Raw genomic sequence first — 23,895 nt, forward strand, 5'->3', positions numbered from 1 at the left:
TCAGGGCAGCCGCAGCTCCGCCCGCAGGCCGGGCGCGCCGTCGGGCCGGTCGGCCAGCACCACGTCGCCCCCGTGCTCGCGCGCGACCTCCCGGGCGATCGCCAGCCCGAGCCCGCTGCCGCCACCGGGCCGCGCCCGCGCCGCGTCCAGGCGCACGAACCGCGCGAACGCCCGCTCCCGGTCGGGTGCGGCGACCCCCGGGCCGTCGTCGACGACGGCCACCAGCCCGTCGGCGACCTCGACGCGCACCGACCCCGCGGCGTGCCCGATCGCGTTGTCGACGAGGTTGCGGACCACCCGGCCCAGCGCCGCCGCGTCCCCGCGCGCCCGCCCCGCGCCGACGACCTCGAGCGCCACGGGCCGCGCCGGCGCGCCGGCCGCCGCGGGCGCACCCTGCGCGTCCGCAGCCCCAGCCCCGGCCCCGGCCGCCGCCAGCGCCGCCGCCTCCCGCGCGACCTCCCCGAGGTCCACGTCGGCGTCCGGCACCGGGCGCGACCCGAGGCGCGCGAGCAGCAGCAGGTCGTCGACCAGCGCCTGCATCCGCCGCACCTGGTCGCCGAGGCCCTCGACGAGCTCCCCGGGCGCGTAGGCCTCCGGGTGCGTGCCGGCCACCTCGAGCTGGGCCCGCAGCGCCGCCAGCGGGGTGCGCAGCTCGTGCGCGGCGTCCGCGACGAACGCGCGCTGCCGGCCGGCCGCCTCCTCGAGCCGGTCCAGCATCTCGTTGAGCGTCCGGGCCAGCGCGCCGACCTCGTCGTCGGTGCCGGGGTCCGGCAGCGAGCCGGGTCCGCCGACCCGCGCCACCTGCGCCGCCGCGGACCGCAGGCGCTCGACCGGCCGCAGCGCGCGCCCGAGGGCCACCCAGATCGCCGCCGCGAACAGCGCGGTCAGCACCGGCACCACGCCGGCGAGCGCCAGGCGCAGCGCCCGGACCAGCCCTTGGACCTCGGCGACCGGCACCGTCGCGACCACCACCGTCCCGTCGGGGGCACCGGCGGGCGCGACCACCGCCACCCGGGCCGCGCGGTCGTACGCGGACGCCTCGGTCCCGCCGACCACCGGCTCACCCGGCGCCGCCGCGGCCCGCGCCCCCAGGTCCGCCAGCGCCTCCCCGGCGAGCACCGGCAGGGTCCGGCTGGCGGTCGGCGACGTGGCGACGACCCGGCCGCCGGAATCGAGCACCTGGACGATCTCCCCCGGCTCGGCCACGGGCAGCGCCTCGGGGACCTGGTCGCTCGCCACCAGCGCCGCCACGGTCTCCGCCCGCGCCCGCACCACCTCGTCGAGCGCCGCCACCCGCCCGCGGGACAGCACGGTGCTGAGCACGACCGCCCCGACCACGAGCGCGGCGCACAGCAGCCCCGCGGTGAGCACCGTGAGCCGGGCGCGCAGCGACCACCGGACCCGGCGCGGCCGGCTGCCGCTCACCCCGCGACCCGGTAGCCCGCGCCGCGGACCGTGGCGATCGCCTCCCGCCCGAGCTTGCGGCGCAGGTACCCCACGTACACCTCGACGACGTTGCCGTCCTCGCCCGGCCCGTCCCAGACGTGGTCCCGCAGCTCGACCTTCCCGACGACCCGGTCCGCGTGCCGCATCAGGTACTCGAGCAGCGCCAGCTCCCGCGCCGTGAGGTCGACCTGCTCCCCGCCCCGGGTCACGGTGCGCGCGGCGGGGTCGAGCACCAGGTCGCCGACCGCCAGCACCGCGGGCCGCACCTGCGGCGGCCGGCGCAGCAGCGCCCGGATCCGCGCGACGAGCACGACGAACGAGAACGGCTTGGTCAGGTAGTCGTCGGCCCCGACGTCCAGCCCGTCCGCGACGTCGTGCTCCCCGTCCTTCGCGCTCAGCAGCAGCACCGGCGTGGTCACCCCGGCGGCGCGCAGGCCGGTGACGACGTCGTAGCCGTTGCGCCGCGGCAGCATCACGTCGAGCACGATCGCGTCGTAGTCGCGGTCGGTCGCGAGGTCGAGCCCCGCGGCGCCGTCGTAGGCCACGTCGACCGCGAACCCCTCGGCCGTCAGCCCGCGGCGCAGGGCGTCCACCAGCCCGCGCTCGTCGTCCACCACCAGCACCCGCACCCCCGCAGCATCGCACCGCGGGCGCCGCACGGCCGCCCCCGACGGGTGGCGGCGTTCTCAGCGCCGCCTCAGGCCGGGTGGCGCACAGTGGGGGCATGGCCGACACCGAGCGCCCCCGCCGCACCCTCTCCCCCCGCGCCCGCTGGGCCGTGCCCGGGGTCGTCGCCGTGGCGGTGGCCGCCGCGGTCGGCGTCCCGGCGCTCGCCTCCTCGGGCGACGCCGACCTGCCGGCGCTCACCCCGCAGGAGCTGCTGAGCAGGGTCGCCGACGCCGAGCCGACGCCCGTCCAGGGCACCGTCGTCTACACCGCGCGCCTGGGCCTGCCCGAGCTGCCGGCGGAGATGACCGGCGCGGACCCGCTCAACCTGCTGGGCGGCTCGTCCACGCTGCGGGTGTGGTCCGACGGCGCGGAGCGGTCCCGGGTCTCGCTGCTCGGCGCGACCTCGGAGTACTCGGTGGTGCACGACGGCGCCGAGGCGTGGACCTACTCGTCGACCGACGACGCGGTCACGCACTACACGCTCGACCCCGCCGACGTCGCCCGGTACCAGGCGCTCGCGGACCGGGCCGCCGCGGCCGGAGCCGCCGATCTGCCCACCCCTGAGGCGGCCGCCGCGCAGGTGCTGGCGCTCGCCGAGCAGGACGCCGACGTCACCGTCGACAGCCCGACGACGGTCGCCGGCCGGGACGCCTACCAGCTCGTGGTGAGCCCCACCGACGACGGGACGCTCGTGTCCCGGGTCGTCGTCGCGGTGGATGCCGAGACCGCCCAGCCGCTGCGGGTCCAGACCTGGTCGACCTCCGACGGCGCGGCCCCCTCGCTCGAGGTCGGGTTCACCGACGTGCAGTTCACGGCGCCCGACGACTCCGTGCTGGCGTTCTCCGCCCCCGCCGGCGCCGCCACCGAGGACGTGGTCGTGCCGCTGCCGGAGGTGCCGGAGGGCGCCGCCGACCCCGGGACCGTCCCGCCGCTCCCCGACGGCGTCGCAGTCGTCGGCTCCGGCTGGTCGACCGTCGTCACGCTGAGCGACGTCGACGTCGCGGGCCTGGTCGGCGGGGACGCCGCCTCGCTCGCCACGGTCCCCGGCGCGGAGCGCGTGCTCGGCTCCGAGGAGGCGCAGGACCTCGTGCAGCAGTTCGTCCCGAGCGACGAGGACGGCACCCCCGGGCGCCCGTCGCTCGACACCACGGCGCTCTACGACCAGCTCACCACCGCGGTCCCCGAGGGCCGGCTGCTCAGCTCGACCCTGCTGTCGGTGCTGATCACCGACGACGGCCGGGTGCTGGTCGGCTCGGTGCCGGCGGACGCCCTGCGCGCCGCGGCATGAGCGACGCGCACCACGACGGCGACCTGGCCGTCCGGACCGCCGGCCTGACCAAGCGGTTCCGGAGCGGCCAGGTCGCCGTCGACGGCCTGGACCTCGAGGTGCCCCGCGGCGCCGTGTACGGGTTCCTCGGGCCGAACGGGTCCGGGAAGACGACCACGATCCGCATGCTGCTCGGCCTCGCCCACCCGACGGCCGGGCGCGCCTGGCTGCTCGGCGCCGCGATGCCGGAGGAGGCCGCGAGGGTGCTGCCGCGGGTCGGCGCGCTCGTCGAGGGGCCCGCGTTCCACCCGTACCTGTCCGGGCGGGCCAACCTGGCGCGCCTCGACGCCGGGGACGCCACCGCCGACCCGCGCACCAGCCGCCGGCGCGCGGACGCCGCGCTCGACCGGGTCGGCCTCGGGGCGGCGGCGACCAAGCCCTACCGGCAGTACTCGCTCGGCATGAAGCAGCGGCTCGGCCTGGCCGCCGCGCTGCTGCAGCCGCGGGACCTGCTGGTGCTGGACGAGCCGACCAACGGCCTCGACCCCCAGGGCACCCGCGAGGTGCGGCACCTGGTCCGGGAGCTCGCCGACGGGGGCGCGACGGTGCTCGTGTCGTCGCACCTGCTCGCCGAGATCGAGCAGGTGTGCACGCACGTCGGGATCATGAGCCGCGGCCGGCTGCTGCTCCAGGGCGAGCGGGCCGCGCTGACGGACCGCGAGGGGGCGCGGCTGGCCGTGACCACCCGCTCCACGCAGGCCGACGCCGCCGCGGACGTCCTGCGCGGGCTGGGCCTCGCCGACGTGGCGCGCGACGGGCGGGCGCTGCCGGGCGGGGCGGGGACGGCGCGGCTCACCGCGGCGCTCGGCCCGACGCCGCCCGAGAAGGTGTCGGCCGCGCTCGTGCACGCGGGCGTCGACCTGGTCGGCCTCGAGGTCGACCGGCCGAGCCTGGAGCAGGTGTTCGTCGAGCTGACCGGGGAGGGCTTCGATGTCGCGCGCTGAGGTGCTGGAGGCCCCGGCGGCGGCGGCCGCGCCGGTCGCGTTCGCCCGCCTGCTGCGGTCCGAGCTGCGCCTGGTGCTCGGGCGCCGCCGGAACCTGGTGCTGCTCGCGGGGCTCGCGCTGGTGCCGGTCGTCATCGGCACGGTGCTGCTGGTCACCCGGGACAGCGCGCTGTCGGGGCAGGGCCCCGCCTTCCTGGCGCAGGTCACCGGCAACGGGCTGTTCCTGGTCGTCGCCGCGCTGTTCCTCTGCCTGCCGTTCCTGCTCCCGCTGTGCATCGGCATCGCGTCCGGCGACGCCGTCGCCGGCGAGGCCTCCGCCGGCACGCTGCGCTACCTGCTGGTGGTCCCCGTGCCCCGGACGCGGCTGCTGGCCGTGAAGGCGCTGGCCGCGCTCGCGTTCGCCGCCGCCGCGGTGCTCGCGGTCGCGGTGACCGGGCTGCTGATCGGGGCGGCGTACTTCGGCGTGCACGACGTGGTGCTGCTGTCCGGCAGCACCGTGCCCGTCGGCGAGGGGCTCGTCCGGGTCGCCGGGATCGTCGCGTACGTCGGGCTCTCGCTGACCGGGCTGGTCGCGGTCGGGCTGTTCTTCTCGACGCTCACCGAGGTGCCCGTCGGCGCGATGGCCGCGACGGTCGTGGTCGCCGTGGTGTCGACGGTCCTGGACTCGCTGCCGCAGCTCTCCGCGATCCACCCCGGGCTGCTGACGCACCACTGGTTCGACTTCGCCGAGTTCCTCCGGGTGCAGGTGGACTGGGGCGTCGTCGGCTCGGGGCTCGCGGTGCAGGCGGCGTGGGTGGCCGTGTTCGGGACGCTCGCGTGGGCGCGGTTCACCACCGCGGACGTAACGTCCTAGGCCGGTCGGCCCCGGCTCAGGCGAGCAGGCCGACGACCGTCGCGACGACCGCGAGGAGCGGGAACGCGCCCTGCACCGCGGCCGCCCGCGCCTTGTCCGGCGACGACAGCACGAGCACGAGCGCCGCCGCGAGCATCGACCCGGTGCCGGCCAGCGAGCGCCGCGCCCACGGCGTCCGCGCCGGTCGCCGTGGCGACGACCCCCGCCGCCCGCGACCACCGCGAGGAACAGGTTGTAGAAGCCCTGGTTGAACGCGAGCTCCTTCGTGGCCTCGGCGCCCTCGGGCGTCGTGCCGAAGGTCGCGCGGGTCCGGGGGGACGTCCACGTGAACGACTCGAGCGTGAAGATGTAGACGTGCACCAGGGCCGCGAGCGCGGCGAGCACCAGTCCGGCGGCGATCATGCGGGCCAGTCTGCCGCGTCCCGGGCCACAGCGGGGTCTTGTGACCCGGGCCACACCCGCGTAACGTACAACCACATGGTTGTACGTCAGCTGGACCCCGACGAGGTGGACCGGGTGTTCGCCGCGCTGGCCGACGCCACCCGCCGCGACATCGTCACGCGGGTGCTGCGCCGGGAGGCGTCGGTGACCGCCCTCGCGCGCTCCTACGAGATGAGCTTCGCCGCCGTGCAGAAGCACGTCGCGGTGCTCGAGCGCGCGCACCTCGTGACCAAGCAGCGGCAGGGCCGCGAGCAGGTCGTCCACCCCGACGTCGCGACCATCCGGGCGGCCGCACGGCTGCTCGACCGGTACGAGGAGATCTGGCGCGGCCGCATCGACCGCATGGCGGAGCTCCTCGGGGACACGCGAGAAGGGGACGACTCATGACCGTCGTGGACACCATCAAGGACACCGACGCGCTGACGCTCACCGTGGTGACCGAGCTCGCCGCCCCGCCCGAGCGGGTGTGGCGGCTGTGGTCCGAGGGCGAGCAGCTCGGCCGCTGGTGGGGCCCTCCGGGGTGGCCGGCGACCTTCCCCGCCCACGACCTCACCCCCGGCGCCGAGTCGCGGTACTACATGACCGGCCCGGACGGGACGCGGGCGCACGGCTGGTGGCGGGTGCTCGCGGTCGACCCGCCGCGCTCGATCGAGATCCAGGACGGGTTCTCCGACGCCGAGGGCAACCCGGACGACGCCATGCCCGCTGCCGTGATGCGCACCGAGCTCACGCCCGTCGACGGCGGGACGCGCATGACCATCACCACGCGGTTCCCGGACGCCGAGGCGATGGCCCAGGTGATCGCGATGGGGATGGAGGAGGGTATGCGCGACGCGGTCGGGCAGATCCCGGCGCTGCTCGCGGAGGGCTGAGCCCGCGGGCGGTGCGGGCCGGCCGTGGGCCGGTGGTCCCACCAAGTCATGGGACGACTAGGCGCATACTGGGGAGCGTGAGCGGCGTGACCCGGCAGCGACCGACCCGCACCACCCCCGAGGGGCGGCGCGAGCCGTGAGGGTTCGCACCCGCCCCGAGCACCCCGCGACCGGGGCCGCGCTCGCCGTCGTCGGCGGCTTCCTCGACGCGTACACGTTCGTGGCGCACGGCGGCGTGTTCGCCAACGCCCAGACCGGCAACGTCGTGTTCGTGGCGATCCACGCCGCCGAGGGCCAGTGGGCCCAGGCGGCGGGCTACCTGCCGATCATCGGCGCGTTCGTGCTGGGCCTGGTCGCGGCGGAGTGGCTGGCGGCGCACCGTCGGCTGCCCGGGCTCGACGACCCGACCCGCGTGGTGCTGCTCGCCGAGATCGCCGTGCTGGTCGCCGTCGCGGGGCTGCCGCGCGCGGTGCCCACGCTCGTGACGACCATGGCGGTCGCGTTCGTCGCCGCGCTGCAGGTCACGACCTTCCGGCTCGTCCGGGACACCACCTACAGCACGACGATGACCACCGGGAACCTGCGCACGCTCGTGACCGCGGCCTACGAGTGGCTCAGCGGCTACGACCGCACCCAGCGCGTGGTCGCCCTGCGCCTCGCCGTGATCGTGCTGGCGTTCGCCGGCGGCGCGGGGATCGGCGCGGTGGCGAGCGCGCCGGACGCGCTCGGCACGCGCGCGACGCTGCTCGCCGCGGCGGTGCTGGCCGTGGTGCTGGCCGCGATCGAGACGCACACCCGCCGGACGGCGGCCGCGGGCGCGGCGGCCGCGAGGGGCGGCACGAACGCGCCGCGCGGCGACATCGCGCCGGCGGACCGGGCCCCGTCGGCCGCGGAACCGGGCGCCGCTCGCCCGGTGCCCGCGGGCGTCGGCGCCGACGGCGACTGACCGGCGCGACCCGGGACTGGTGGTCGCGGCGGTGGGAGCGCTACCGTCCGTCGGGACATCGAGGAGGATGCCCGTGCACCGCAGCCGGATCTCGACCCTGCTCATCGACGCCCCGCACGCCGAGGCCGCCGCCGCGGCGCGCTTCTGGTCCGCCGCCACCGGCGTGGCCTCGTGGTCGGTGCCGGACGAGGAGCAGTTCACGCACCTCGAGGACCCGATCCCCGGGCTGGTCGCCGCGGTGCAGTCGATCGGCGGCCCGGCCCGGTACCACCTCGACATGGAGACCGACGACGTCGCCGCCGAGACGGCGCGGCTGCTGGACCTGGGCGCCGTCGAGGTCGGCGGCTGGCTCGACTGCCGGACGCTGCGCGTCCCGGGCGGCCACCTGCTGTGCGTGATCCCGGTGCACAGCGACCCGGCGGACTTCGCCGAGCAGGCGCACGTCTGGCCCTGACCCGCCCGCCCGGCACGGCCACCCGTCAGGCGGTCGGGCCCTCCGGCGCCGGGTCGTCCGGGGCCGGCGCGGGGTCGGCGGCCGGGTCGTCGCCCGCCAGCACGCGGTACACCGACCGGCGCGCCTCGGCGAGGATCTCGCCCGCGCGGACCCGCTGCGCCTCGGTGCCGCCGCGCCCGACGGCCCGGACGGCCTCGAGCAGCGGGCCGACCTCGGCGCGCAGGTCGACGCCCTGCTCGGCGTCGCCGGTCGCGAACGGGTCGGGCCAGGACGCCGAGTCCCGCTCGACGAGCGCGCGGCCCTCCTCGGTCAGCGTGGCGAGCTTGCGCCCCGCCGAGGCCGTGAGCGTCACGACGCCCTCGTCCTCCAGGAGGTTCAGCGTCGGGTAGACGGCGCCGGGGCTCGGGCGCCACCGGCCGTCGCTGCGCTCCGCGATGGCCTCCATCAGCTGGTAGCCGTGCATCGGGTGCTCGGCGAGCAGCAGCAGGATGGCGTTGCGGACGTCTCCGCGCGGACGTCGGCCGCGCCGCCCACCGGGGCCGAACCCGCCCGGGCCGAACCCCCCAGGGCCCCCGGGGCCGAAGCCTCCGCCGGGGCCGAACCCCGCGCCCGGGCCGAAGCCGCGCGGCCCGTGGCCGCCGAACCCCCGCCCGCGCCCGCGGTGCCCCTCGTGCGACCCGTGCGGGCCGCGACCGGACCGCTCGTCGCGGCCCTCGCTCTCGAACTCATCGTGTGTGTCGTTGTATCGCATGACGCTAACGATATATCGCTAGCGTCACGTTGTGAACCCCTCTGTCCACGCCGCGCGGCACGCCGCGCCCCGCTGCGCCCCGCGCCCGGTCGCCCGTCCCGCCGAGATGGCAACTCTCGGCTGTCTCGGGGCCCCCGACGACAGCCGAGAGTTGCCATCTCGGCGAGGAGGGCAAGGGTGGGAGGCGGGGACGAGGCGAGGAGGGCGGGGCGCGAGGCGGGGCGCGAGGCGGGGCGAGGCGGCGGCACGGCGCGGGAGGCGGGCGGGGCGGTGGAGTGGTTCGGCGCGGAGGGGTACACGATCGCCCGCGCGGTCGCGCAGCGCGGCGTCGCCGCCGTGTACGTGCTCGCGTTCATGAACGTGCTCCGCCAGTTCCGCCCGCTGCTCGGCGAGCGCGGCCTGCTCCCGGTCCCTGCGTTCACCGAGCGGGTGCCGTTCCGGGACGCGCCGAGCCTGTTCGCCTGGCGGTACTCCGACCGGCTGCTGGTCGTCGGGGGCTGGGTCGGGCTCCTGGTCGCCGCGGTGCTGGTCGTCGGGCTGCCGCAGCAGGGCCCGCCGTGGCTGCCGCTGCTCGCCTTCGCCGTGCTGTGGGTCCTGTACCTGTCGGTGGTCAACGTCGGGCAGACGTTCTACGGGTTCGGCTGGGAGTCGCTGCTGCTGGAGGCGGGGTTCCTCGTGGCGTTCCTGGGCTCGGACGACGTCGCCCCGCCGTGGACCGTCCTCGCGCTGCTGTGGTGGCTGGTGTTCCGGCTGGAGCTCGGCGCGGGCCTGATCAAGTGGCGGGGCGACCCGGCCTGGCGCGACCTGACGGCGCTGTACTACCACCACGAGACCCAGCCGATGCCGGGCCCCTCCAGCCGGCTGTTCCACCTGCTCCCCCGCCCGCTGCACCGCGTCGAGGTCGCGGCCAACCACGTCGCGCAGCTGGTGGTGCCGTTCGGGCTGCTGGTCCCCGGCCCGGTGGCGGGCACCGCCGCCGGGGTGATGATCGTGACGCAGCTCTGGCTGGTGCTGTCCGGCAACTTCGCCTGGCTGAACTGGCTGACCATCGTGCTGGCGGCCTCGGCCGTCGACGACCGGTCCTGGGCCGCGGTCCTCGGGCTGGTCGGCGTCGACGTCCGCACCGGCGCGCCGCCGGCCGACCCGCCGCCGTGGTTCGTCGGGGTCGCGCTCGCCGTCACCGCGCTGTGCGTCGTGCTGTCCTTCTGGCCGGCGCGCAACCTGGCGTCCCGGAACCAGCGGATGAACGCGTCCTTCAACCCTTTCCACCTGGTCAACGCCTACGGCGCGTTCGGCACGATCACGCGCCGACGCACCGAGGTGGTGGTCGAGGGCACCCGGGACGAGGACCCCGAGGCCGCGACCTGGCTCGAGTACGGGTTCCGCGGCAAGCCCGGCGACGTCCGGCGGCTGCCCCGGCAGTACGCGCCGTACCACCTGCGGCTCGACTGGCTCATGTGGTTCCTGGCGCTCGGGTCGGCGGCGCAGCTGCGCTGGTTCGTGCCGTTCCTCGCGAAGCTGCTGGAGGCCGACCGGCCCACGCTGCGGCTGCTGGCGCACGACCCGTTCCGCGGCGAGCGCCCGCGGTGGGTGCGGGCTCGGCTGTACGGGTACCGGTTCGCCACCCCCGGCGGAGCACCGGGCCACCGGCGACCGGTGGGTGCGCGCGGACCAGGGGCTGCTGGTCGACGCGGTGAGCCTGGAGCTGCTGACCCGGCGTCGCTGACCCGGCGCCGCTCCCCGCCGACGACCCGGCCCCGGCTCCCCGACGCCCCCGCGTGGCGTGGCGCCCGGCGCGTCACCCCCGCCGCGGCGCCAGGTCCTCCTGCAGCACGAGCGCCGCGGCCCCGACCGCCGCCGCGTCCGCGACGTGCGCGGCGAGCGCCACGCGCACCCCGTGCCGGTCGGCCGCGTGCAGCTCGGCCCGCAGCCGCCGCTCGACGACCTGCGCGTACAGCGACCCCGCCGTGCTGAACGCCGGTCCGGCCAGCACCACCGAGTCGACGTCCAGCAGGTTCGCGGCGGTCACGGCGGCGTCCGCCAGGTACTCCGCGGAGTCCTCGACGAGCTCGAGCGCGAGCGGGTCGCCCTGGACGGCGGCGGTGGCCAGCGCCCCGAAGTCGGTGATCGGGTCGCCGTCCGCGCTGAGCCGCGCCATGGTCGTGCGACCCGCGGCCACCGCCTCCCGGGCCCGCCGCGCGACGGCGTGCGGGGCGGCGAGCTCCTCGAGCGTCGGCCCGGCGTCGTGCCCGGCGCGATGCAGGTGCATCCGGCCCAGCGGACCCGGGTTCCCGCTGGCGCCGCGGTGCACGGTGCCGCCGACGACGACGCCCGCGCCGATGCCCGCGCCCATGTAGAGCGTGCAGTGCGCGACCGACCCGGCGGTGCGGCCGGCCCAGTACTCGCCGACGGCCGCGGCGGTCGCGTCGTTGTCCAGCACCACCGGCAGCCCGACGGCCTCCGCGAGGTCCGCCCGGACCGGGAAGCCCTGCCACCGGTGCAGCGAGCGGGAGACCGTGATGGCGCCCGCCTCGAGGTCCAGGGTGCCCGGGACGGCGAGGCCCACGCCGGCGACCCGGTCCCGACCGATCCCGGAGGCCCGGAGCAGCAGGTCGATCTCCCCCGCGATGCCGATGACGACCGCCTCGGGGTCCTCGTCGCGCGCGCCGCGCACCCGGGTCCGGGCCACGACGGCGCCGCGCGCGTCGATGAGCACGACGACCAGCCAGTCCGCGCCGAGCTGCACGCCCACCGCGCACCGCGCGAGCGGGTCGAGCGTGAGCATCACCCGCGGCTTGCCGCCGGTCCACTCCCGCGCGCCGCTCTCGCGGAGCAGCCCCTGGTCGAGCAGCGCGCGCACCGCGTGCGAGATCGCCGCCTGGGTCAGCCCGGTCAGCTCGGCCAGCTCGACCCGGCTGATCGGCCCGCGGGTGCGGACCAGGTCGAGCACCCGGGAGCGCGTGGTCGACGGCGCGCGGCCGCCCCGCCGCCCGGCGCCCTGCCCGACCTCGACGCCGTCCATGCCGCTCAGCATGGCACGGCGGCACACCCCCGCCGCGCGCGGCGTGCGATGCTGCGCGCATGACGACGCCGACGCCGCCCGACCGGCGGCCGGGCAGCGGCGTCCGGGTCGGGCTGGCGCTGCTGCCGGCCGACGACGACGGCGCGCTGGAGCCCTTCTACACGGACCTGCTGGCGGGCATGGAGGAGGAGCTCGACGCGCACGGGGCGAGCGTGTTCGTGCACGTCGTGCCGGACCTCGACGCCGAGCTGGTGGCCTACCGCCGTTGGGCCCGGGACGGGCTCGTGGACGCCGTGGTGATCTCCGACCTGGTGGCCGACGACCCCCGCGAGCAGGTCTGCCGGGACCTCGGGCTGCCGTCCGTGCTGCTCGGCGGCGAGCCCGGCGACGGCCGGTGGGTCGTCGACTACGACAACGACGACGCGATGCGCACCGCGGTCGCGTTCCTGGCGGACCTCGGCCACCGCCGGGTGGGGTGGGTGTCGGGGCCGGAGCGCTACCGGCACACCCGGGTGCGCGCCACGGCGTTCCACGAGGCCGCGGCCGCCGCCGGGATCGCGGTGGCGCACCGGGAGGGCGACTACGGCGCGGCGAGCGGCGCGCTGCGCACGGCCGAGCTGCTCGCCCTGCCCGAGCCGCCGACGGCGATCGTGTACGACAACGACCTGATGCCGCTGGCCGGCCTGCGCGAGGCGGCGCGGCTCGGCGTGCGGGTCCCGCAGGACCTGTCGGTGCTGGCCTGGGACGACTCGGCGAACGTGCGCATCTCCCAACCCCCGCTCTCCGTGGTGAGCCGCGACGTGCACGAGCTCGGCGCGCTCACCGCCGAGGTGCTGCTGCGGGCGGTGGCCGGCGGCCCGCCGGCGACCACCCGCACCCCGGGGGTGCGGGTGGTCGCGCGCGGCTCGACGGCGCCGCCGCCCGCCTGACGCGGGCGCGGCGGCCACCGGCTCAGACCGCCGTCGCGTGCAGCACGAGCGCCTGCGCCGGCCACAGCGCGGGGATCTGCAGCCCGACCTCGCCGAGCACCCGGCCCGGGAGGGTCACCTCGCCCGCGGCCAGCCAGGGCGGCGTGATCCAGCCCCAGCGCGCGGCGCCGATCTCGTCGCGCACCCGCACCCGGTACCGCACGTCGGGGCGCAGCCCGTGCAGCCGGACCGGCTCCGGCCGGGCGTCCTCCAGCGCGGCGACGGTCGCGACCGTCCACACCCCCGCGGAGCCGTCCGGCGCCACCGCGCCCACCACCCGGAGCGCCGGGTCCCGCACGTCCGCGTGCACGGCGGTCCCGGTGTGCAGGAGCGGCCGCAGCTCCCGGTACAGCCCCGCGAACCGGGTGAGCACCTCGACCTCCTCGTCCGAGCAGGACAGCACGTCCCACTCGAAGCCCGCGGAGCCCATCAGGCTCGTCGCGAGCCGGTACGACAGGTCGAGGGTCCGGCCGGAGCTGTGCGACGTCGGCGGCCCGACGTGCGCGCCGACGAGCTCCGGCGGCAGCAGCAGCCCGGTCCAGCGCTGGATGTCCTGCCGCTCGACGGCGTCGTTGGAGTCGGACGCCCACACCCGGTCGGCGACCTCCAGCACGCCGAGGTCGCTGCGCGCGCCGCCGGAGGAGCAGGACTCGATCTCCAGGCCCGGGTGCCGCGCCTTCAGCTCCGCCATCAGGCCCAGGACCGCCCTGGTCTGCGCGTCGACGCCGGGCCGGCCGTCGTGCCGGGCGTCGACCAGGTCGCGGTTGTGGTCCCACTTGATGAAGTCGATCCCGAGCTCCGCCACCAGGGCGGAGAGCTGTCCCAGGACGTGCTGCCGCGCCTCCGGCCGGGCCAGGTCGAGCACGTACTGGGTGCGGTACGACAGCCCCTCGGGGTCGGGGACCCGGTCGAGGTCGTGCAGCAGCCAGTCCGGGTGCGCCCGCGCCAGGTCGGAGTCGAGGCTGACCATCTCGGGCTCGAACCACAGCCCGAACTGCATGCCGAGCGCGTGCACCCGGTCCGCGAGCGGCCCGAGCCCGTCCGGCCACACGGTCCGGTCGACCACCCAGTCACCGAGCCCGCGGGTGTCGTCGCGGCGCGCGAGGAACCAGCCGTCGTCCAGCACGAACCGCTCGACACCGATCCGCGCCGCCCGTTCCGCGAGCCGGAGCACGGTCGCCGGCTCGTGGTCGAAGTAGACCGCCTCCCAGGTGTTGAGCACGAGCGGCCGCTCCGTGCGGGGGTGCTGCGGGCGCGCGCGCAGGTACCGGTGGAACCGCGCGGACACGCCGTCGAGACCCGCGCCGGACCACGCGAACCACGCCGTCGGCGCCGCGAACGCCTCCCCCGGCGCCAGCACGACCTCCGCGGCCCGCAGCAGCTCGCCCGCGCCGAGCAGCGTCGGCTGGTCGGGCAGCCGGTCGGTGCGGTACGTGGCGTCCGCGGGCCACGCGAGGTGCACGGCCCAGACCTCGCCGTCCCGGTCCCGCGGCGCCGCGGCGGACAGGGCCAGCAGCCACGGGTGGTCGTGGCCCGGGCGGCCGCGCCGGGTCTGCCGCGCCAGCGAGCCGCGCGGCAGCGGGCCGGTCGCCGGCGCCTTCTCCCGGGTCCACCGGCCGGCGAACGTGGTCACCACGTCCGCGCGGGTGGGCACCGGCAGCGCCGCCTCCAGGGCCTGCACCTCGACGGGACCGGGCGCGTCCGGCGCCACCTCCAGCCGGTGGTCGACACCCAGCAGCCCGCCGGGCTCCAGGTGCAGCCGCGAGCGCAGCACCAGCCCGGCGGCGGCGTCGCGCGCGACGACCTCGACGGCGTGGCCGTCCTCGTCCGCGGCGGGCGGCTCGGCCCGCCACCGCGGGGTGAGCGGCACGCCGCCGCGCACGAGCTGCAGCCCCGGGCGACCCGGCCAGCCGTCGGTGTCCTGCGGCAGCAGCGACGGGTGCCCGGCAGCGTCGAGCGTGCCCGGGGGCGTCTGCCGGTCGGCGGCGGCCCGCAGCCCGGCGAGGTCGGCCGGTGCGAGCGGCCCGAGGTCGGCGCCCCAGTGCTGCACCTCGGGCAGGCCGTCGCGCGGGTGGGCCAGGACGACGGCGACGCCGTCGCGGCGCAGCAGGGTCCAGGACGCCGGGTCGGGCGCAGGAGTGGGGGTCGGGTCGGTCACGGGCTCTCCTTCGAGTCGGACGGTCGGGTCGAGCGGGTCCTAGGCAGGCACGGCAGGCACGGCGGGCACGGCGGGCACGGCGGCCGCCCCCGGCCGCCCGAGCGGCGACCGCAGCACCACCAGCGCCCCGCCCACCGCCGCAGACACCCGCACGTCGCGGGACAGCCGCACCCGCACCGGCCGCAGCAGCCGCGCGAGCGCCCCGGCGTCGACCGCCGCCTGCACCCCCGCGACGTACAGCGGCCCGGCGACGCCGAACGCGGGTCCGGCGAGCACCACGGTGTCGAGGTCGAACAGGTTCATCAGCGTCACGGCCGCGGTGCCGAGGTGCCGGGCGGAGGCCGCGAGCAGCGCCGCGCACGCCGCGTCGCCCGCGACCGCGGCCCGCGCCACCCGCTGGAAGTCGGCCAGCACCGCGTCTCCCCCGCCGGTCAGCCCGAGCCGGTCCGCGAGCGCCGCGTCGCCCAGCGCGGCGCCGACGACCGCAGCCGGCCCCGCCAGCACCTCCACGCACCCCCGGTTGCCGCACGCGCACGCGGGTCCCGCGGGGTCGACCGGGACGTGCCCGATCTCGACCGGGTTGGCGGTGCCGCCGCGGTACACCTCCGAGCCGGCGATCACGCCGCCGCCCACGCCGGTCGCCATGTAGAGCACGCCGAACGTGTCGACGTCGAGCGCGCCGACCCACTGCTCGCCGACGGCGGCGGCGGTCGCGTCGTTCTCCAGCAGCACCGGCAGCCCGAGCAGCCGGGAGAGCGTCCCGGTGAGCGGGTAGTCCCGCCACTCCGGCGTCGGCTGCCCGGTGAGCACGGCGCCGGCCCCGCGGTCCTGGGGCCCGTGGGTGACCAGCCCGACGCCGAGCACCCGGTCGCGCGGGATGCCGGCCCCGGCCAGCAGCAGGTCGATGTGCCGGGCGAGCACGGGCAGGGTGTCGTCGGGCGCGCCCCGGCCCACGCCGCGCACGCCGGTGGACGCGACCCGCCGCCCCGCGAAGTCGGTGACGACGACGCTGCTGGCGCACCGGTCGAGCTGCACCCCGACCGCGAACCAGGCCCCGGCGTCGAGCTCCAGCAGCCGCCGGGGCGACCCGACGCCGCCGGTGACCCGGCCGACCTCGTGCACGAGGCCCTCGCCCATGAGGTCGCGCACGACGTGCGTGATGGTCGCCGCGGTGAGCCCGGACCGGTCGGCGAGCTCGACCCTGCTGACCGTGCCGTGCGTGCGGATCAGGTCGAGGACGAGCGCCCCGGTCGCGGCACGAGGTGCTCGCATGTCCCGACCATATCTTGACATGCTTAATTTAAGCACGTAACGATATGCCTGCGTTTCCCCGGGCCGCGACGACGCGGCCACGACCAGACCGTCGGCCGCGACGGGTGGAAAGGACCAGCGATGTTCCTCAGGTCAGCACGCACGCACCGGCGCCGCGCCCGCCGCGTCGTCCCGCTCGTCGCCGGCGCCGCGACGCTCGCCCTCCTCGCCGCGTGCAGCGGCGGCGACGGCGGCGGCTCGGGCAGCACCGGCGCCTCGGGCGACGGCAGCACGCTCGTCGCCTACACCGGCCAGTCCGGCGACTACCAGGTCAACTTCAACCCGTTCTCCCCGTCCCGGATCGGCGGGCTCGGCGCGATCTACGAGCAGCTGTTCTTCATCAACAAGGCCGCCGAGTCCGACCCGGTCCCCCTGCTCGGCACCGACTACACCTGGAACGACGACGGCACCGAGCTGCAGGTCACGCTCCGGGACGACGTCACCTGGAGCGACGGCGAGCCGTTCACGGCCGACGACGTGGTGTTCACCTACGACCTGCTCGCGAGCACCCCGGCGATCAACAACGTCGGCTACGCGGGAACCGCGGCCGCGACCGACGACACCCACGTCACGTTCACGTTCGAGGCGCCCGCGTTCGTGCAGGGCCCCGACGTGCTGTCCGGGGTGCCGATCGTCCCCGAGCACCTGTGGGCGGACGTCGACCCGACCGCCGACGTGGTCGAGAACCCGGTCGGCACCGGCGCGTACGTGCTCGGCGACTTCAAGCCGCAGGCGTTCACCTACACCGCGAACCCCGACTACTGGGGCGGCGAGCCGGCCGTGAAGACGATCCGGTTCCTGTCCCTGTCCGGCAACACCGCGGGCGCCGACGGGATCGCGAACGGCACGATCGACTGGCAGACCGGCCCGGTGCCGGACATCCAGAACGTCGCCGAGAACTTCCCCGGCTACGACACGCTGACCGCCGCGCAGAACCAGATGGTGCTCGCGACCTGCTCCAGCGTCGAGCTCGGCTGCTCCGGTCCCCAGACCGACCCGGCGGTCCGGCACGCGCTGTACCTGGCGATGGACCGCACGCAGCTCAACCAGCTCGCGTTCGAGGAGACCGCGTCCGAGATCTCGCCGACGTTCGCCCTGACCTCCACGCAGGAGGCCACCATCTCGGCCGACGTCGAGGAGCCGGTCGCCCCCGAGAAGGCCGACCCCGAGGGCGCCGCCGCGGTGCTCGAGGCCGCCGGCTGGGCCAAGGGCTCCGACGGCATCTACGCCAAGGACGGCGAGCGGCTCACCGTGACGGTCGAGGTCGTCACCGGCTGGACCGACTACATCACCGCCGTGCAGACGATCGCGCAGCAGGCCAAGGCCGCGGGCATCGACGTGCAGACCGCGCAGTCGTCGTGGAACGAGTGGACCGAGCGCCGCACCCAGGGCAACTTCCAGCTGGCGATCGACTCGCTGTGGCAGGGCCCGGCGCCCGACCCGTACTACCTGTACACGTACTTCTTCTCGTCGGCGACGGGCGCCCCGGTCGGCGAGGCGGCGGGCAACAACTACTCCCGGTACGCGGACCCGGACGTGGACGCCGCGCTCGAGTCCCTGAAGACCATGCCGCTGGACGACGCCGAGGCCCGGCAGCCGTACTTCGACACCATCCAGGCCGCGGTCGTCGAGGACATGCCGTACATCCCGATCCTCACCGGCGGCACCACGAGCGAGTGGAACGTCGGCGGGTTCACCGGCTGGCCGACCGAGGACGACATGTACGCCTTCCCGGCGGTGTGGTCCGCGTTCGACGCCGCGGAGATCTTCAAGCGCCTGGAGCCGGCGGCCGGCTGAGGCGACCCGGGCCGGTCTCCCCCGCCGTCGGAAGGGTCGCGACGTGAACTACGTCCTGCGCAAGCTCGGCTTCTACGCGGTCGCCCTGTGGGCCGCCGTCACCCTGAACTTCCTCATCCCCCGCCTGCTCCCGGGCAACCCGGTCGACATCCTGCTGGCCAAGCTCCAGCAGCGCGGCGGGACGGTCACCCCCGAGACCCGGGAGGCGTACTCCGCCCTGCTGGGCGGCGACACCACCGACTCCCTGCTGCAGCAGTACGGCACCTACCTGTCGAACCTGCTGCACGGCGACCTCGGCGTCTCGGTCACCTACTTCCCGACCCCGGTCAGCGAGGTCATCGGCACGTCGATGCCGTGGACCGTCGTGCTGGTCGGCATCGCCACGGTGCTCGCGGCGACCATCGGCGTGCTGCTCGGCGCGTTCGTCGGCTGGCGCCCCGGCACCTGGCTGGACTCGGCGGTGCCGCTGACCACGCTGCTCGCCGCGGTGCCGTACTTCTGGCTCGCGCTGGTGCTGGTCTACCTGCTGTCCCGGGTGCTCGGCTGGTTCCCCTCGCAGGGCGGCTACGACGTGGTGCTCGACCCCGGCTGGTCGCCGGAGTTCATCGGCTCCGCGATCGAGTACGGCTTCGTGCCCGCGCTGACCATCGTGGTCGCGTCGATCGGCGGCTGGCTGCTCGGGATGCGCAACATGATGGTGTCGACGCTGTCCGAGGACTACGTGCTGACCGCGCGCGCCAAGGGCCTGCCGCACGGGCAGGTGATGCGGAACTACGCCGCCCGCAACGCCGTGCTGCCGTCGGTCGCCGGGTTCGCCATCTCCCTGGGCTTCGTCGTCTCCGGGTCCGTGGTCACCGAGCAGGTGTTCTCCTACCCCGGCATCGGGTCCCGGCTGCTCGCCGCGGTCACCAACAACGACTACGCGCTCATGCAGGGCGTGTTCCTGTTCATCACCCTGGCCGTGCTCGGCGCGAACCTCGTCGTCGACCTGCTGTACGGCCTCATCGACCCGCGCACCCGCGCGAAGGGCTGAGGGGAGCCGGCGATGACGAACATCGGACCGGACGTGCAGGTGGCCGTCGAGGGGCCCGGCGGCCCCGTCGAGGCCACCCCGACCACCACCACTCCCGAGCCCCGCCCCGCGGGGACCCGCGCCCGCCCCGCGTGGCGGATGCTGCTGCCGACCATGACCCCGTGGCTCGCCACCGGCCTCGTCCTGATCGCCGGGGTCGTGCTGCTCGGCGTGGTCGGGCCGTACCTGGTCGGCGACCCCGACGCGATCTCCGACGTCGGCCTGGCCCCGCCGTCGGCGGAGCACTGGCTCGGCACCACCCAGACCGGCCAGGACGTGCTCGCCCAGCTGGCGCACGCGACCCGCGGCTCGCTGCAGATCGGCCTGATGGTCGGCGTGCTCGCCACGGTGCTGTCGGCGTTCTTCGGCATCTACGGCGCCTACCTGGGCGGCGCGGCGGACGAGGGGTTCTCCCTGCTGTCGAACGTGTTCCTGGTGATCCCGGGCCTGCCGCTGGTGATCGTGATCTCGGGCTTCGTGCCGCGGGAGAGCCGCGGGCTGTGGACCATCGCGGTGGTGCTCGCCCTGACGTCGTGGGCGGCCTCGGCGCGGGTGCTGCGCGCGCAGACCCTGTCGGTGCGGTCCCGCGACTACGTGGCCGCGTCCCGGCTGTCGGGCGAGAAGCCGTGGCGGGTCATCGGCGTGGAGATCCTGCCGAACCTGCTCCCGGTGCTCGCGTCGCAGTTCGTGTACGCGGTGATCGCGGCGATCCTCGGCGAGGCGGGGCTGTCGTTCCTGGGCCTCGGCGCCTCGAACGCCTCGACCCTCGGCACGATGCTGTTCTACGCGCAGAACGGCTTCGCGCTCCCGCTCGGCGCCTGGTGGTGGTTCGTGCCGCCGGGGCTCGTGATCGCCCTGTTCGGCATGGGGCTGTCCCTCGTCAACTTCTCGATCGACGAGATCATCAACCCCCGCCTGAAGAACGCCCGCACCGCCCGCCGTCGCGCGAAGGCGGCCGCCCGCGTCGCCAGGAAGGCCGCCTGATGACCACGCTCACCGACCGCGTCCCGCACGCCGCGGCGCCGGCGCGCCGCCCCGTGCTCACCGTCACCGACCTCACCGTCGTCTACGACGTCGAGGAGCCCGTCACCGCCGTCAGGGGCGCGAGCCTGCAGCTCGGCCGCGGCGAGATCCTCGGTCTGGCCGGCGAGTCCGGCTGCGGCAAGACGACGCTCGCCTACGCGATCAACCGGCTGCACCAGCCGCCGGCCCGGATCGCGTCCGGCTCCGTGGTGTTCCACGACCGGGACGGCGGCGACGTCGACCTGCTCGGGCTGGACGACGAGCCGCTGCGCCGGTTCCGCTGGTCGCAGCTGTCGATGGTGTTCCAGGGCGCGATGAACTCGCTCAACCCGGTCCGCACGGTCGGCGCCCAGCTCGACGACACGCTGCGGGCGCACTCCTCGATGTCGCGGACCCAGCGCAGGGCGCGGTCCGCCGAGGTGCTGACCCGGGTCGGCGTCGACCCCGGGCGACTGCGGTCCTACCCGCACGAGCTGTCCGGCGGCATGCGGCAGCGGGTGATGATCGCGATGGCCATGCTGCTCGAGCCGCAGATCATGATCATGGACGAGCCCACCACCGCCCTCGACGTGGTGGTGCAGCGGGAGATCCTCCGCGAGATCGTCCGGCTGCGCGACGAGCTCGACTTCGCGGTCGTGTTCATCACGCACGACCTGCCGCTGCTGCTGGAGATCAGCGACCGGATCGCGGTGATGCTCGCCGGCGAGATCGTCGAGCTGGAGACCGCCGCCCAGCTGCACCGCTCCCCCGCCCACCCGTACACCCGCCGGCTGCTCGGGTCGTTCCCGAGCCTGTCCGGCGAGCGCGGCGCGTTCATCCGCGAGGGCGTCGACCCCGAGGAGGCCTGATGACCAGCGTGCACGTGACCAACCTGACCAAGGACTACGCCCTGCGCTCCGGCCTGCGCCGCAGCACCCTGCGGGCCGTCGACCGGGTGTCGTTCGACCTGGTGCCCCGGCGCACCGTCGCCCTGGTGGGCGAGTCGGGCTCCGGCAAGTCGACGATCGCCAAGCTGCTCACCCGGATGGAGAAGCCGACCTCCGGGCGGATCGACGTGCAGCTGGACGACCGGACGCCCGTGATGGGCTCGGTGTACCAGCGGCACGTGCAGATGGTGTTCCAGGACCCGTTCGCCTCCCTGAACCCGTTCCACTCGGTCGAGCACCACGTGGCCCGGCCGCTGCGGATCCACCGCCGCACCCACGACGCGGCGTCCACCCACGCCCGGGTGCTGGAGATGCTGGAGCGGGTCAACCTGCACCCCGCGGAGGACATGGCCGCGCGCCGGCCGCACGAGCTGTCCGGCGGGCAGCGGCAGCGCGTCGCGATCGCCCGGGCGCTCGCCCCGGGCGCGCAGGTGCTGATCGCGGACGAGCCGGTGTCGATGCTCGACGTGTCCATCCGGCTCGGCGTGCTCAACCTGCTCGGCCGGCTGCAGCGCGAGGACAACCTCGCGGTCCTCTACATCACGCACGACCTGGCGACCGCGCGGCACTTCTCCGACGAGATCCTGGTGCTCTACCGCGGCCGGGTGGTGGAGCGCGGGCCGGCGGACGCCGTGATCCTGGACCCGCACCACGACTACACGAAGCTGCTCGCGATGGCCGCGCCCGACCCGGACCGGGTCGGCAGCGTCGGGCGCGAGGGCGACACCGCCGTGGCGCGCGACGCGATCGACAACTCGGTCTGCTACGACCACACGCTCGGGGCGTGGGTGCCGATCGACGAGGCGGAGGCCGCGGCCGTCGCCGCGTCGTCGGTCGCGAAGGAGCGCGCGCGTGCCTGAGTTCGTCAGCGCGGTCGTCCCGCCGCCGCCCGCCGCCGCACCCCCGCCGGTCCGCCTGGTCGACGGCCTCGCCTACGGCGGCGACTACAACCCCGAGCAGTGGCCCCGCGCGGTGTGGGACGAGGACGTCGCCCTGATGCGCGAGGCCGGGGTCAACCTGGTGACCCTCGGGGTGTTCTCCTGGGGCCTGGTCGAGACCTCCGACGGCGCGTTCGACTGGACCTGGTTCGACGAGGCGGTCGAGCTGCTGCACGCCCAGGGCATCGCGATCGACCTGGCCACGCCGACCGCCGCGCCGCCGTCCTGGCTGCACACCGCGCACCCCGAGGTGCTGCCCTACGACGCTGACCTGTACCAGCAGCCGCCCGGCGGCAGGCTGGCGTGGTGCCCGAGCAGCGCGGTGTTCCGGCGGTACGCGCTGCGGTACGTCGAGGCGCTGGCGCGGCGGTACGGGCACCATCCCGCCGTGCGGCTCTGGCACGTGAGCAACGAGCTCGGCGGCGGCAACGCCCGGTGCTACTGCGACGTGTCCGCGGCGGCGTTCCGGGACTGGCTGCGCGCGGGGTACGGGTCCCTCGACGCGGTGAACGCCGCGTGGGGCACGGCGCAGTGGGGGCACCGGTTCGGCGCGTGGGACGAGATCCTGCCGCCGCGCGGGAAGCACGGGGCGCCGAACCCCGGCCTGTACCTCGACTACGAGCGGTACTCCTCGGACGCGCTGCTCGCGCACTACCTCGCCGAGAAGGAGGTGCTGGAGCGGCACTCCGATGCGCCCGTGACCACGAACATGATGGTCGGGCCCGGCGCGCAGGTCGTCGACTACGCGTCGTGGGCCCCGCACACCGCCGTCGTGGCGAACGACCACTACACGCTGGTCGACGACCCGGACCGGGAGCAGGACCTCGCGTTCGCCGGCGACCGGATGCGCGGCATGTCGGCGGGTCGCCGGCCGTGGCTGCTCATGGAGCACTCCACCGGGGCGCCCTCGTGGCAGCAGCGCAACCGCGCCAAGGACCCCGGCGAGATCGCCCGGAACGCCCTGGGGCACGTCGCCCGCGGCTCCGACGGCGCGCTGTTCTTCCAGTGGCGCGCCTCGACCGCGGGGGCCGAGCAGTTCCACTCCGCGATGGTGCCGCACTCCGGGACCCGGTCGCGGATCTGGCGGGAGGTCGTCGCCCTCGGGCGCGACCTCCGGTCCCTCGCGGAGGTGCAGGGCACCGTGGTCGAGCCCGCGCGGGCCGCGATGGTCGTCGACGACGCGGCCGGCTGGGCGCTGCAGCACGGGCTGACCCCGCACCGGGCGCTGCGGTACGGGCGCGAGCTGCGTACCTGGCACCGCGCGCTGTGGGAGCGGCAGGTGCTGTGCGACGTCGTGCCGCCCGGGACCGACCTGGGCGGCTACGACCTGGTGCTGGTGCCGACGCTCCAGGTGCTGTCCGATGCGGAGGCGGACCGGCTGCGCGCCGTGCCCGAGCGCGGCGGGACGCTGCTGGTCACCTACCTGTCCGGGGTCTGCGAGCCGAGCGGCCGGGTCCGGCCCGGGCTGGACGCGCTGCAGGACGTGCTCGGCGCGTGGACCGACGAGTTCTACCCGCTCCAGGCGGGCGAGCGCGTCCTGCTGGACGACGGCGCGGAGGTCGCGGACTGGACCGAGCGGGTCGAGCTGGACGGCGCCGAGGCGGTCGTCCGGTACGCCACGTCCTCGCTGGCGGACGGGCCGGCCGTGACCCGGCGGTCCCTCCCCGGCGGCGGGGCCGCCTGGTACGTCGGGGCAGCGCTGCCCCGGGAGGCCGTCGACCGGGTCGCCGCCCGGCTCGTCGAGGAGGTGGGGCTGCCGCGCACCGCCCAGGCCGACCCGGGCGTCGAGGCGGTCCGCCGCGTCGGCGACGGGTCCTCGTACCTGTTCCTGCTCAACCACACCGGCGCGGACCGCACGGCCACCGCGTCCGGGACCGACCTGCTCACCGGCGCGGAGGTCGGGCCCGTCACCACGGTGCCGGCGGGCGGCGTGCGCGTCGTCCGCGAGCGCCGCTGACACCTGCGACACCCCTGCGC

General features: G+C 76.1%; 20 protein-coding genes and 2 pseudogenes. 15 read left to right on the forward strand and 7 right to left on the reverse strand.

Going from position 1 to position 23,895, the window contains the following annotated elements; all coding sequences use genetic code 11:
- Together FKM96_RS04085 and FKM96_RS04090 are read right to left on the reverse strand one after the other, a co-directional pair.
- Complete coding sequence (locus FKM96_RS04085; protein WP_147794158.1) at window positions 1–1,425, reverse strand: HAMP domain-containing sensor histidine kinase; 1,425 nt, start codon at window positions 1,423–1,425, stop codon at window positions 1–3.
- Window positions 1,422–2,075, reverse strand: coding sequence for a response regulator transcription factor (locus FKM96_RS04090; RefSeq protein ID WP_147794159.1), 654 nt, complete (start codon window positions 2,073–2,075; stop codon window positions 1,422–1,424). Before FKM96_RS04090 ends, FKM96_RS04085 begins: the two co-directional genes overlap by 4 nt.
- A 95-nt stretch (window positions 2,076–2,170) precedes the next feature.
- Between FKM96_RS04090 and FKM96_RS04095 the strand changes: the two genes are divergently transcribed.
- From FKM96_RS04095 to FKM96_RS04105, 3 genes are read left to right on the forward strand one after another with little or no spacing between them, the layout of a single operon-like run.
- Entirely contained in the window at window positions 2,171–3,403 is a 1,233-nt protein-coding gene (locus FKM96_RS04095) for a hypothetical protein (protein WP_147794160.1), read from the forward strand.
- On the forward strand, window positions 3,400–4,386 hold the full coding sequence (locus FKM96_RS04100; RefSeq protein WP_147794161.1) for an ABC transporter ATP-binding protein: 987 nt from the start codon (window positions 3,400–3,402) through the stop codon (window positions 4,384–4,386). Before FKM96_RS04095 ends, FKM96_RS04100 begins: the two co-directional genes overlap by 4 nt.
- Window positions 4,373–5,239: an ABC transporter permease gene (locus FKM96_RS04105; protein ID WP_147794162.1), complete on the forward strand. Its 867-nt coding sequence runs from the start codon at window positions 4,373–4,375 to the stop codon at window positions 5,237–5,239. The genes FKM96_RS04100 and FKM96_RS04105 overlap by 14 nt, the downstream gene beginning before the upstream one ends.
- A gap of 16 nt (window positions 5,240–5,255) precedes the next feature.
- Here the strand turns inward: FKM96_RS04105 and FKM96_RS04110 are convergent.
- Window positions 5,256–5,641, reverse strand: a pseudogene (locus tag FKM96_RS04110) (DUF1304 domain-containing protein).
- 75 nt (window positions 5,642–5,716) lie between these two features.
- Here FKM96_RS04110 and FKM96_RS04115 point away from each other — a divergent pair.
- From FKM96_RS04115 to FKM96_RS04130, 4 genes are all read left to right on the forward strand, one after another.
- Complete coding sequence (locus FKM96_RS04115; RefSeq protein ID WP_147794163.1) at window positions 5,717–6,067, forward strand: metalloregulator ArsR/SmtB family transcription factor; 351 nt, start codon at window positions 5,717–5,719, stop codon at window positions 6,065–6,067.
- Window positions 6,064–6,552 (forward strand): SRPBCC domain-containing protein, encoded by a 489-nt coding sequence (locus tag FKM96_RS04120; RefSeq protein ID WP_147794164.1) that lies wholly within the window; start codon window positions 6,064–6,066, stop codon window positions 6,550–6,552. The genes FKM96_RS04115 and FKM96_RS04120 overlap by 4 nt, the downstream gene beginning before the upstream one ends.
- A 136-nt stretch (window positions 6,553–6,688) precedes the next feature.
- On the forward strand, window positions 6,689–7,498 hold the full coding sequence (locus tag FKM96_RS04125; RefSeq protein WP_147794165.1) for a YoaK family protein: 810 nt from the start codon (window positions 6,689–6,691) through the stop codon (window positions 7,496–7,498).
- Between the two features lie 73 nt (window positions 7,499–7,571).
- On the forward strand, window positions 7,572–7,952 hold the full coding sequence (locus tag FKM96_RS04130) for a VOC family protein (protein WP_147794166.1): 381 nt from the start codon (window positions 7,572–7,574) through the stop codon (window positions 7,950–7,952).
- A 25-nt stretch (window positions 7,953–7,977) separates the two neighbouring features.
- Here FKM96_RS04130 and FKM96_RS04135 read toward each other — a convergent pair whose 3' ends face one another.
- Window positions 7,978–8,703, reverse strand: coding sequence for a PadR family transcriptional regulator (locus FKM96_RS04135; RefSeq protein ID WP_147794167.1), 726 nt, complete (start codon window positions 8,701–8,703; stop codon window positions 7,978–7,980).
- A 270-nt stretch (window positions 8,704–8,973) separates the two neighbouring features.
- On the opposite strand from FKM96_RS04135, the pseudogene FKM96_RS04140 reads away from it, so the two are divergent.
- Window positions 8,974–10,429: pseudogene (locus FKM96_RS04140) on the forward strand (lipase maturation factor family protein).
- 72 nt (window positions 10,430–10,501) lie between these two features.
- On the opposite strand, the gene FKM96_RS04145 reads toward FKM96_RS04140, so the two are convergent.
- The gene (locus FKM96_RS04145) at window positions 10,502–11,725 is read right to left on the reverse strand and encodes an ROK family transcriptional regulator (protein WP_168216874.1); all 1,224 of its coding nucleotides are present in this window, start codon (window positions 11,723–11,725) and stop codon (window positions 10,502–10,504) included.
- A 59-nt stretch (window positions 11,726–11,784) separates the two neighbouring features.
- Between FKM96_RS04145 and FKM96_RS04150 the strand changes: the two genes are divergently transcribed.
- Window positions 11,785–12,654 (forward strand): LacI family DNA-binding transcriptional regulator, encoded by an 870-nt coding sequence (locus FKM96_RS04150; protein WP_147794169.1) that lies wholly within the window; start codon window positions 11,785–11,787, stop codon window positions 12,652–12,654.
- A 22-nt stretch (window positions 12,655–12,676) separates the two neighbouring features.
- Here FKM96_RS04150 and FKM96_RS04155 read toward each other — a convergent pair whose 3' ends face one another.
- Window positions 12,677–14,851 carry an alpha-galactosidase gene (locus tag FKM96_RS04155; RefSeq protein ID WP_210417365.1) on the reverse strand — a complete coding sequence of 725 codons (2,175 nt, stop codon included), beginning with the start codon at window positions 14,849–14,851 and terminating at the stop codon, window positions 12,677–12,679.
- Between the two features lie 39 nt (window positions 14,852–14,890).
- Window positions 14,891–16,123, reverse strand: a complete 1,233-nt coding sequence (locus tag FKM96_RS04160) for an ROK family transcriptional regulator (RefSeq protein WP_168216875.1) — start codon at window positions 16,121–16,123, stop codon at window positions 14,891–14,893.
- A 120-nt stretch (window positions 16,124–16,243) separates the two neighbouring features.
- On the opposite strand from FKM96_RS04160, the gene FKM96_RS04165 reads away from it, so the two are divergent.
- Genes FKM96_RS04165 through FKM96_RS04190 form a run of 6 tightly spaced genes read left to right on the forward strand, consistent with a single transcriptional unit; the run spans window position 16,244 to window position 23,875 of the window.
- Window positions 16,244–17,959, forward strand: a complete 1,716-nt coding sequence (locus FKM96_RS04165; protein ID WP_147794171.1) for an ABC transporter substrate-binding protein — start codon at window positions 16,244–16,246, stop codon at window positions 17,957–17,959.
- Window positions 17,960–18,002: 43 nt separating this feature from the next.
- A complete protein-coding gene (locus FKM96_RS04170; RefSeq protein WP_147794172.1) occupies window positions 18,003–18,992 on the forward strand; it encodes an ABC transporter permease in 990 nt (329 codons plus the stop codon).
- A 12-nt stretch (window positions 18,993–19,004) separates the two neighbouring features.
- Window positions 19,005–20,015 (forward strand): ABC transporter permease, encoded by a 1,011-nt coding sequence (locus FKM96_RS04175; protein WP_246855195.1) that lies wholly within the window; start codon window positions 19,005–19,007, stop codon window positions 20,013–20,015.
- Window positions 20,015–20,902: an ABC transporter ATP-binding protein gene (locus FKM96_RS04180; protein WP_147794173.1), complete on the forward strand. Its 888-nt coding sequence runs from the start codon at window positions 20,015–20,017 to the stop codon at window positions 20,900–20,902. Before FKM96_RS04175 ends, FKM96_RS04180 begins: the two co-directional genes overlap by 1 nt.
- Complete coding sequence (locus FKM96_RS04185; RefSeq protein WP_147794174.1) at window positions 20,902–21,840, forward strand: ABC transporter ATP-binding protein; 939 nt, start codon at window positions 20,902–20,904, stop codon at window positions 21,838–21,840. The genes FKM96_RS04180 and FKM96_RS04185 overlap by 1 nt, the downstream gene beginning before the upstream one ends.
- Window positions 21,833–23,875, forward strand: coding sequence for a beta-galactosidase (locus FKM96_RS04190; protein ID WP_246855196.1), 2,043 nt, complete (start codon window positions 21,833–21,835; stop codon window positions 23,873–23,875). Before FKM96_RS04185 ends, FKM96_RS04190 begins: the two co-directional genes overlap by 8 nt.
- Window positions 23,876–23,895: the final 20 nt, after the last annotated feature.

The sequence above is a fragment of the Cellulomonas sp. Y8 genome (assembly GCF_008033115.1).
Taxonomy (GTDB): domain Bacteria; phylum Actinomycetota; class Actinomycetes; order Actinomycetales; family Cellulomonadaceae; genus Cellulomonas.

Excerpts from the sequence above, each read along its gene's own strand:
- FKM96_RS04095 (WP_147794160.1), top strand. The coding sequence starts at position 2,171 with ATGGCCGACACCGAGCGCCCCCGCCGCACCCTCTCCCCCCGCGCCCGC.
- FKM96_RS04100 (WP_147794161.1), top strand. The coding sequence starts at position 3,400 with ATGAGCGACGCGCACCACGACGGCGACCTGGCCGTCCGGACCGCCGGC.
- FKM96_RS04105 (WP_147794162.1), top strand. The coding sequence starts at position 4,373 with ATGTCGCGCGCTGAGGTGCTGGAGGCCCCGGCGGCGGCGGCCGCGCCG.
- FKM96_RS04115 (WP_147794163.1), top strand. The coding sequence starts at position 5,717 with ATGGTTGTACGTCAGCTGGACCCCGACGAGGTGGACCGGGTGTTCGCC.
- FKM96_RS04120 (WP_147794164.1), top strand. The coding sequence starts at position 6,064 with ATGACCGTCGTGGACACCATCAAGGACACCGACGCGCTGACGCTCACC.
- FKM96_RS04135 (WP_147794167.1), bottom strand. The coding sequence starts at position 8,703 with ATGCGATACAACGACACACACGATGAGTTCGAGAGCGAGGGCCGCGAC.
- FKM96_RS04145 (WP_168216874.1), bottom strand. The coding sequence starts at position 11,725 with ATGGACGGCGTCGAGGTCGGGCAGGGCGCCGGGCGGCGGGGCGGCCGC.
- FKM96_RS04150 (WP_147794169.1), top strand. The coding sequence starts at position 11,785 with ATGACGACGCCGACGCCGCCCGACCGGCGGCCGGGCAGCGGCGTCCGG.
- FKM96_RS04160 (WP_168216875.1), bottom strand. The coding sequence starts at position 16,123 with ATGCGAGCACCTCGTGCCGCGACCGGGGCGCTCGTCCTCGACCTGATC.
- FKM96_RS04165 (WP_147794171.1), top strand. The coding sequence starts at position 16,244 with ATGTTCCTCAGGTCAGCACGCACGCACCGGCGCCGCGCCCGCCGCGTC.
- FKM96_RS04175 (WP_246855195.1), top strand. The coding sequence starts at position 19,005 with ATGACGAACATCGGACCGGACGTGCAGGTGGCCGTCGAGGGGCCCGGC.
- FKM96_RS04180 (WP_147794173.1), top strand. The coding sequence starts at position 20,015 with ATGACCACGCTCACCGACCGCGTCCCGCACGCCGCGGCGCCGGCGCGC.
- FKM96_RS04185 (WP_147794174.1), top strand. The coding sequence starts at position 20,902 with ATGACCAGCGTGCACGTGACCAACCTGACCAAGGACTACGCCCTGCGC.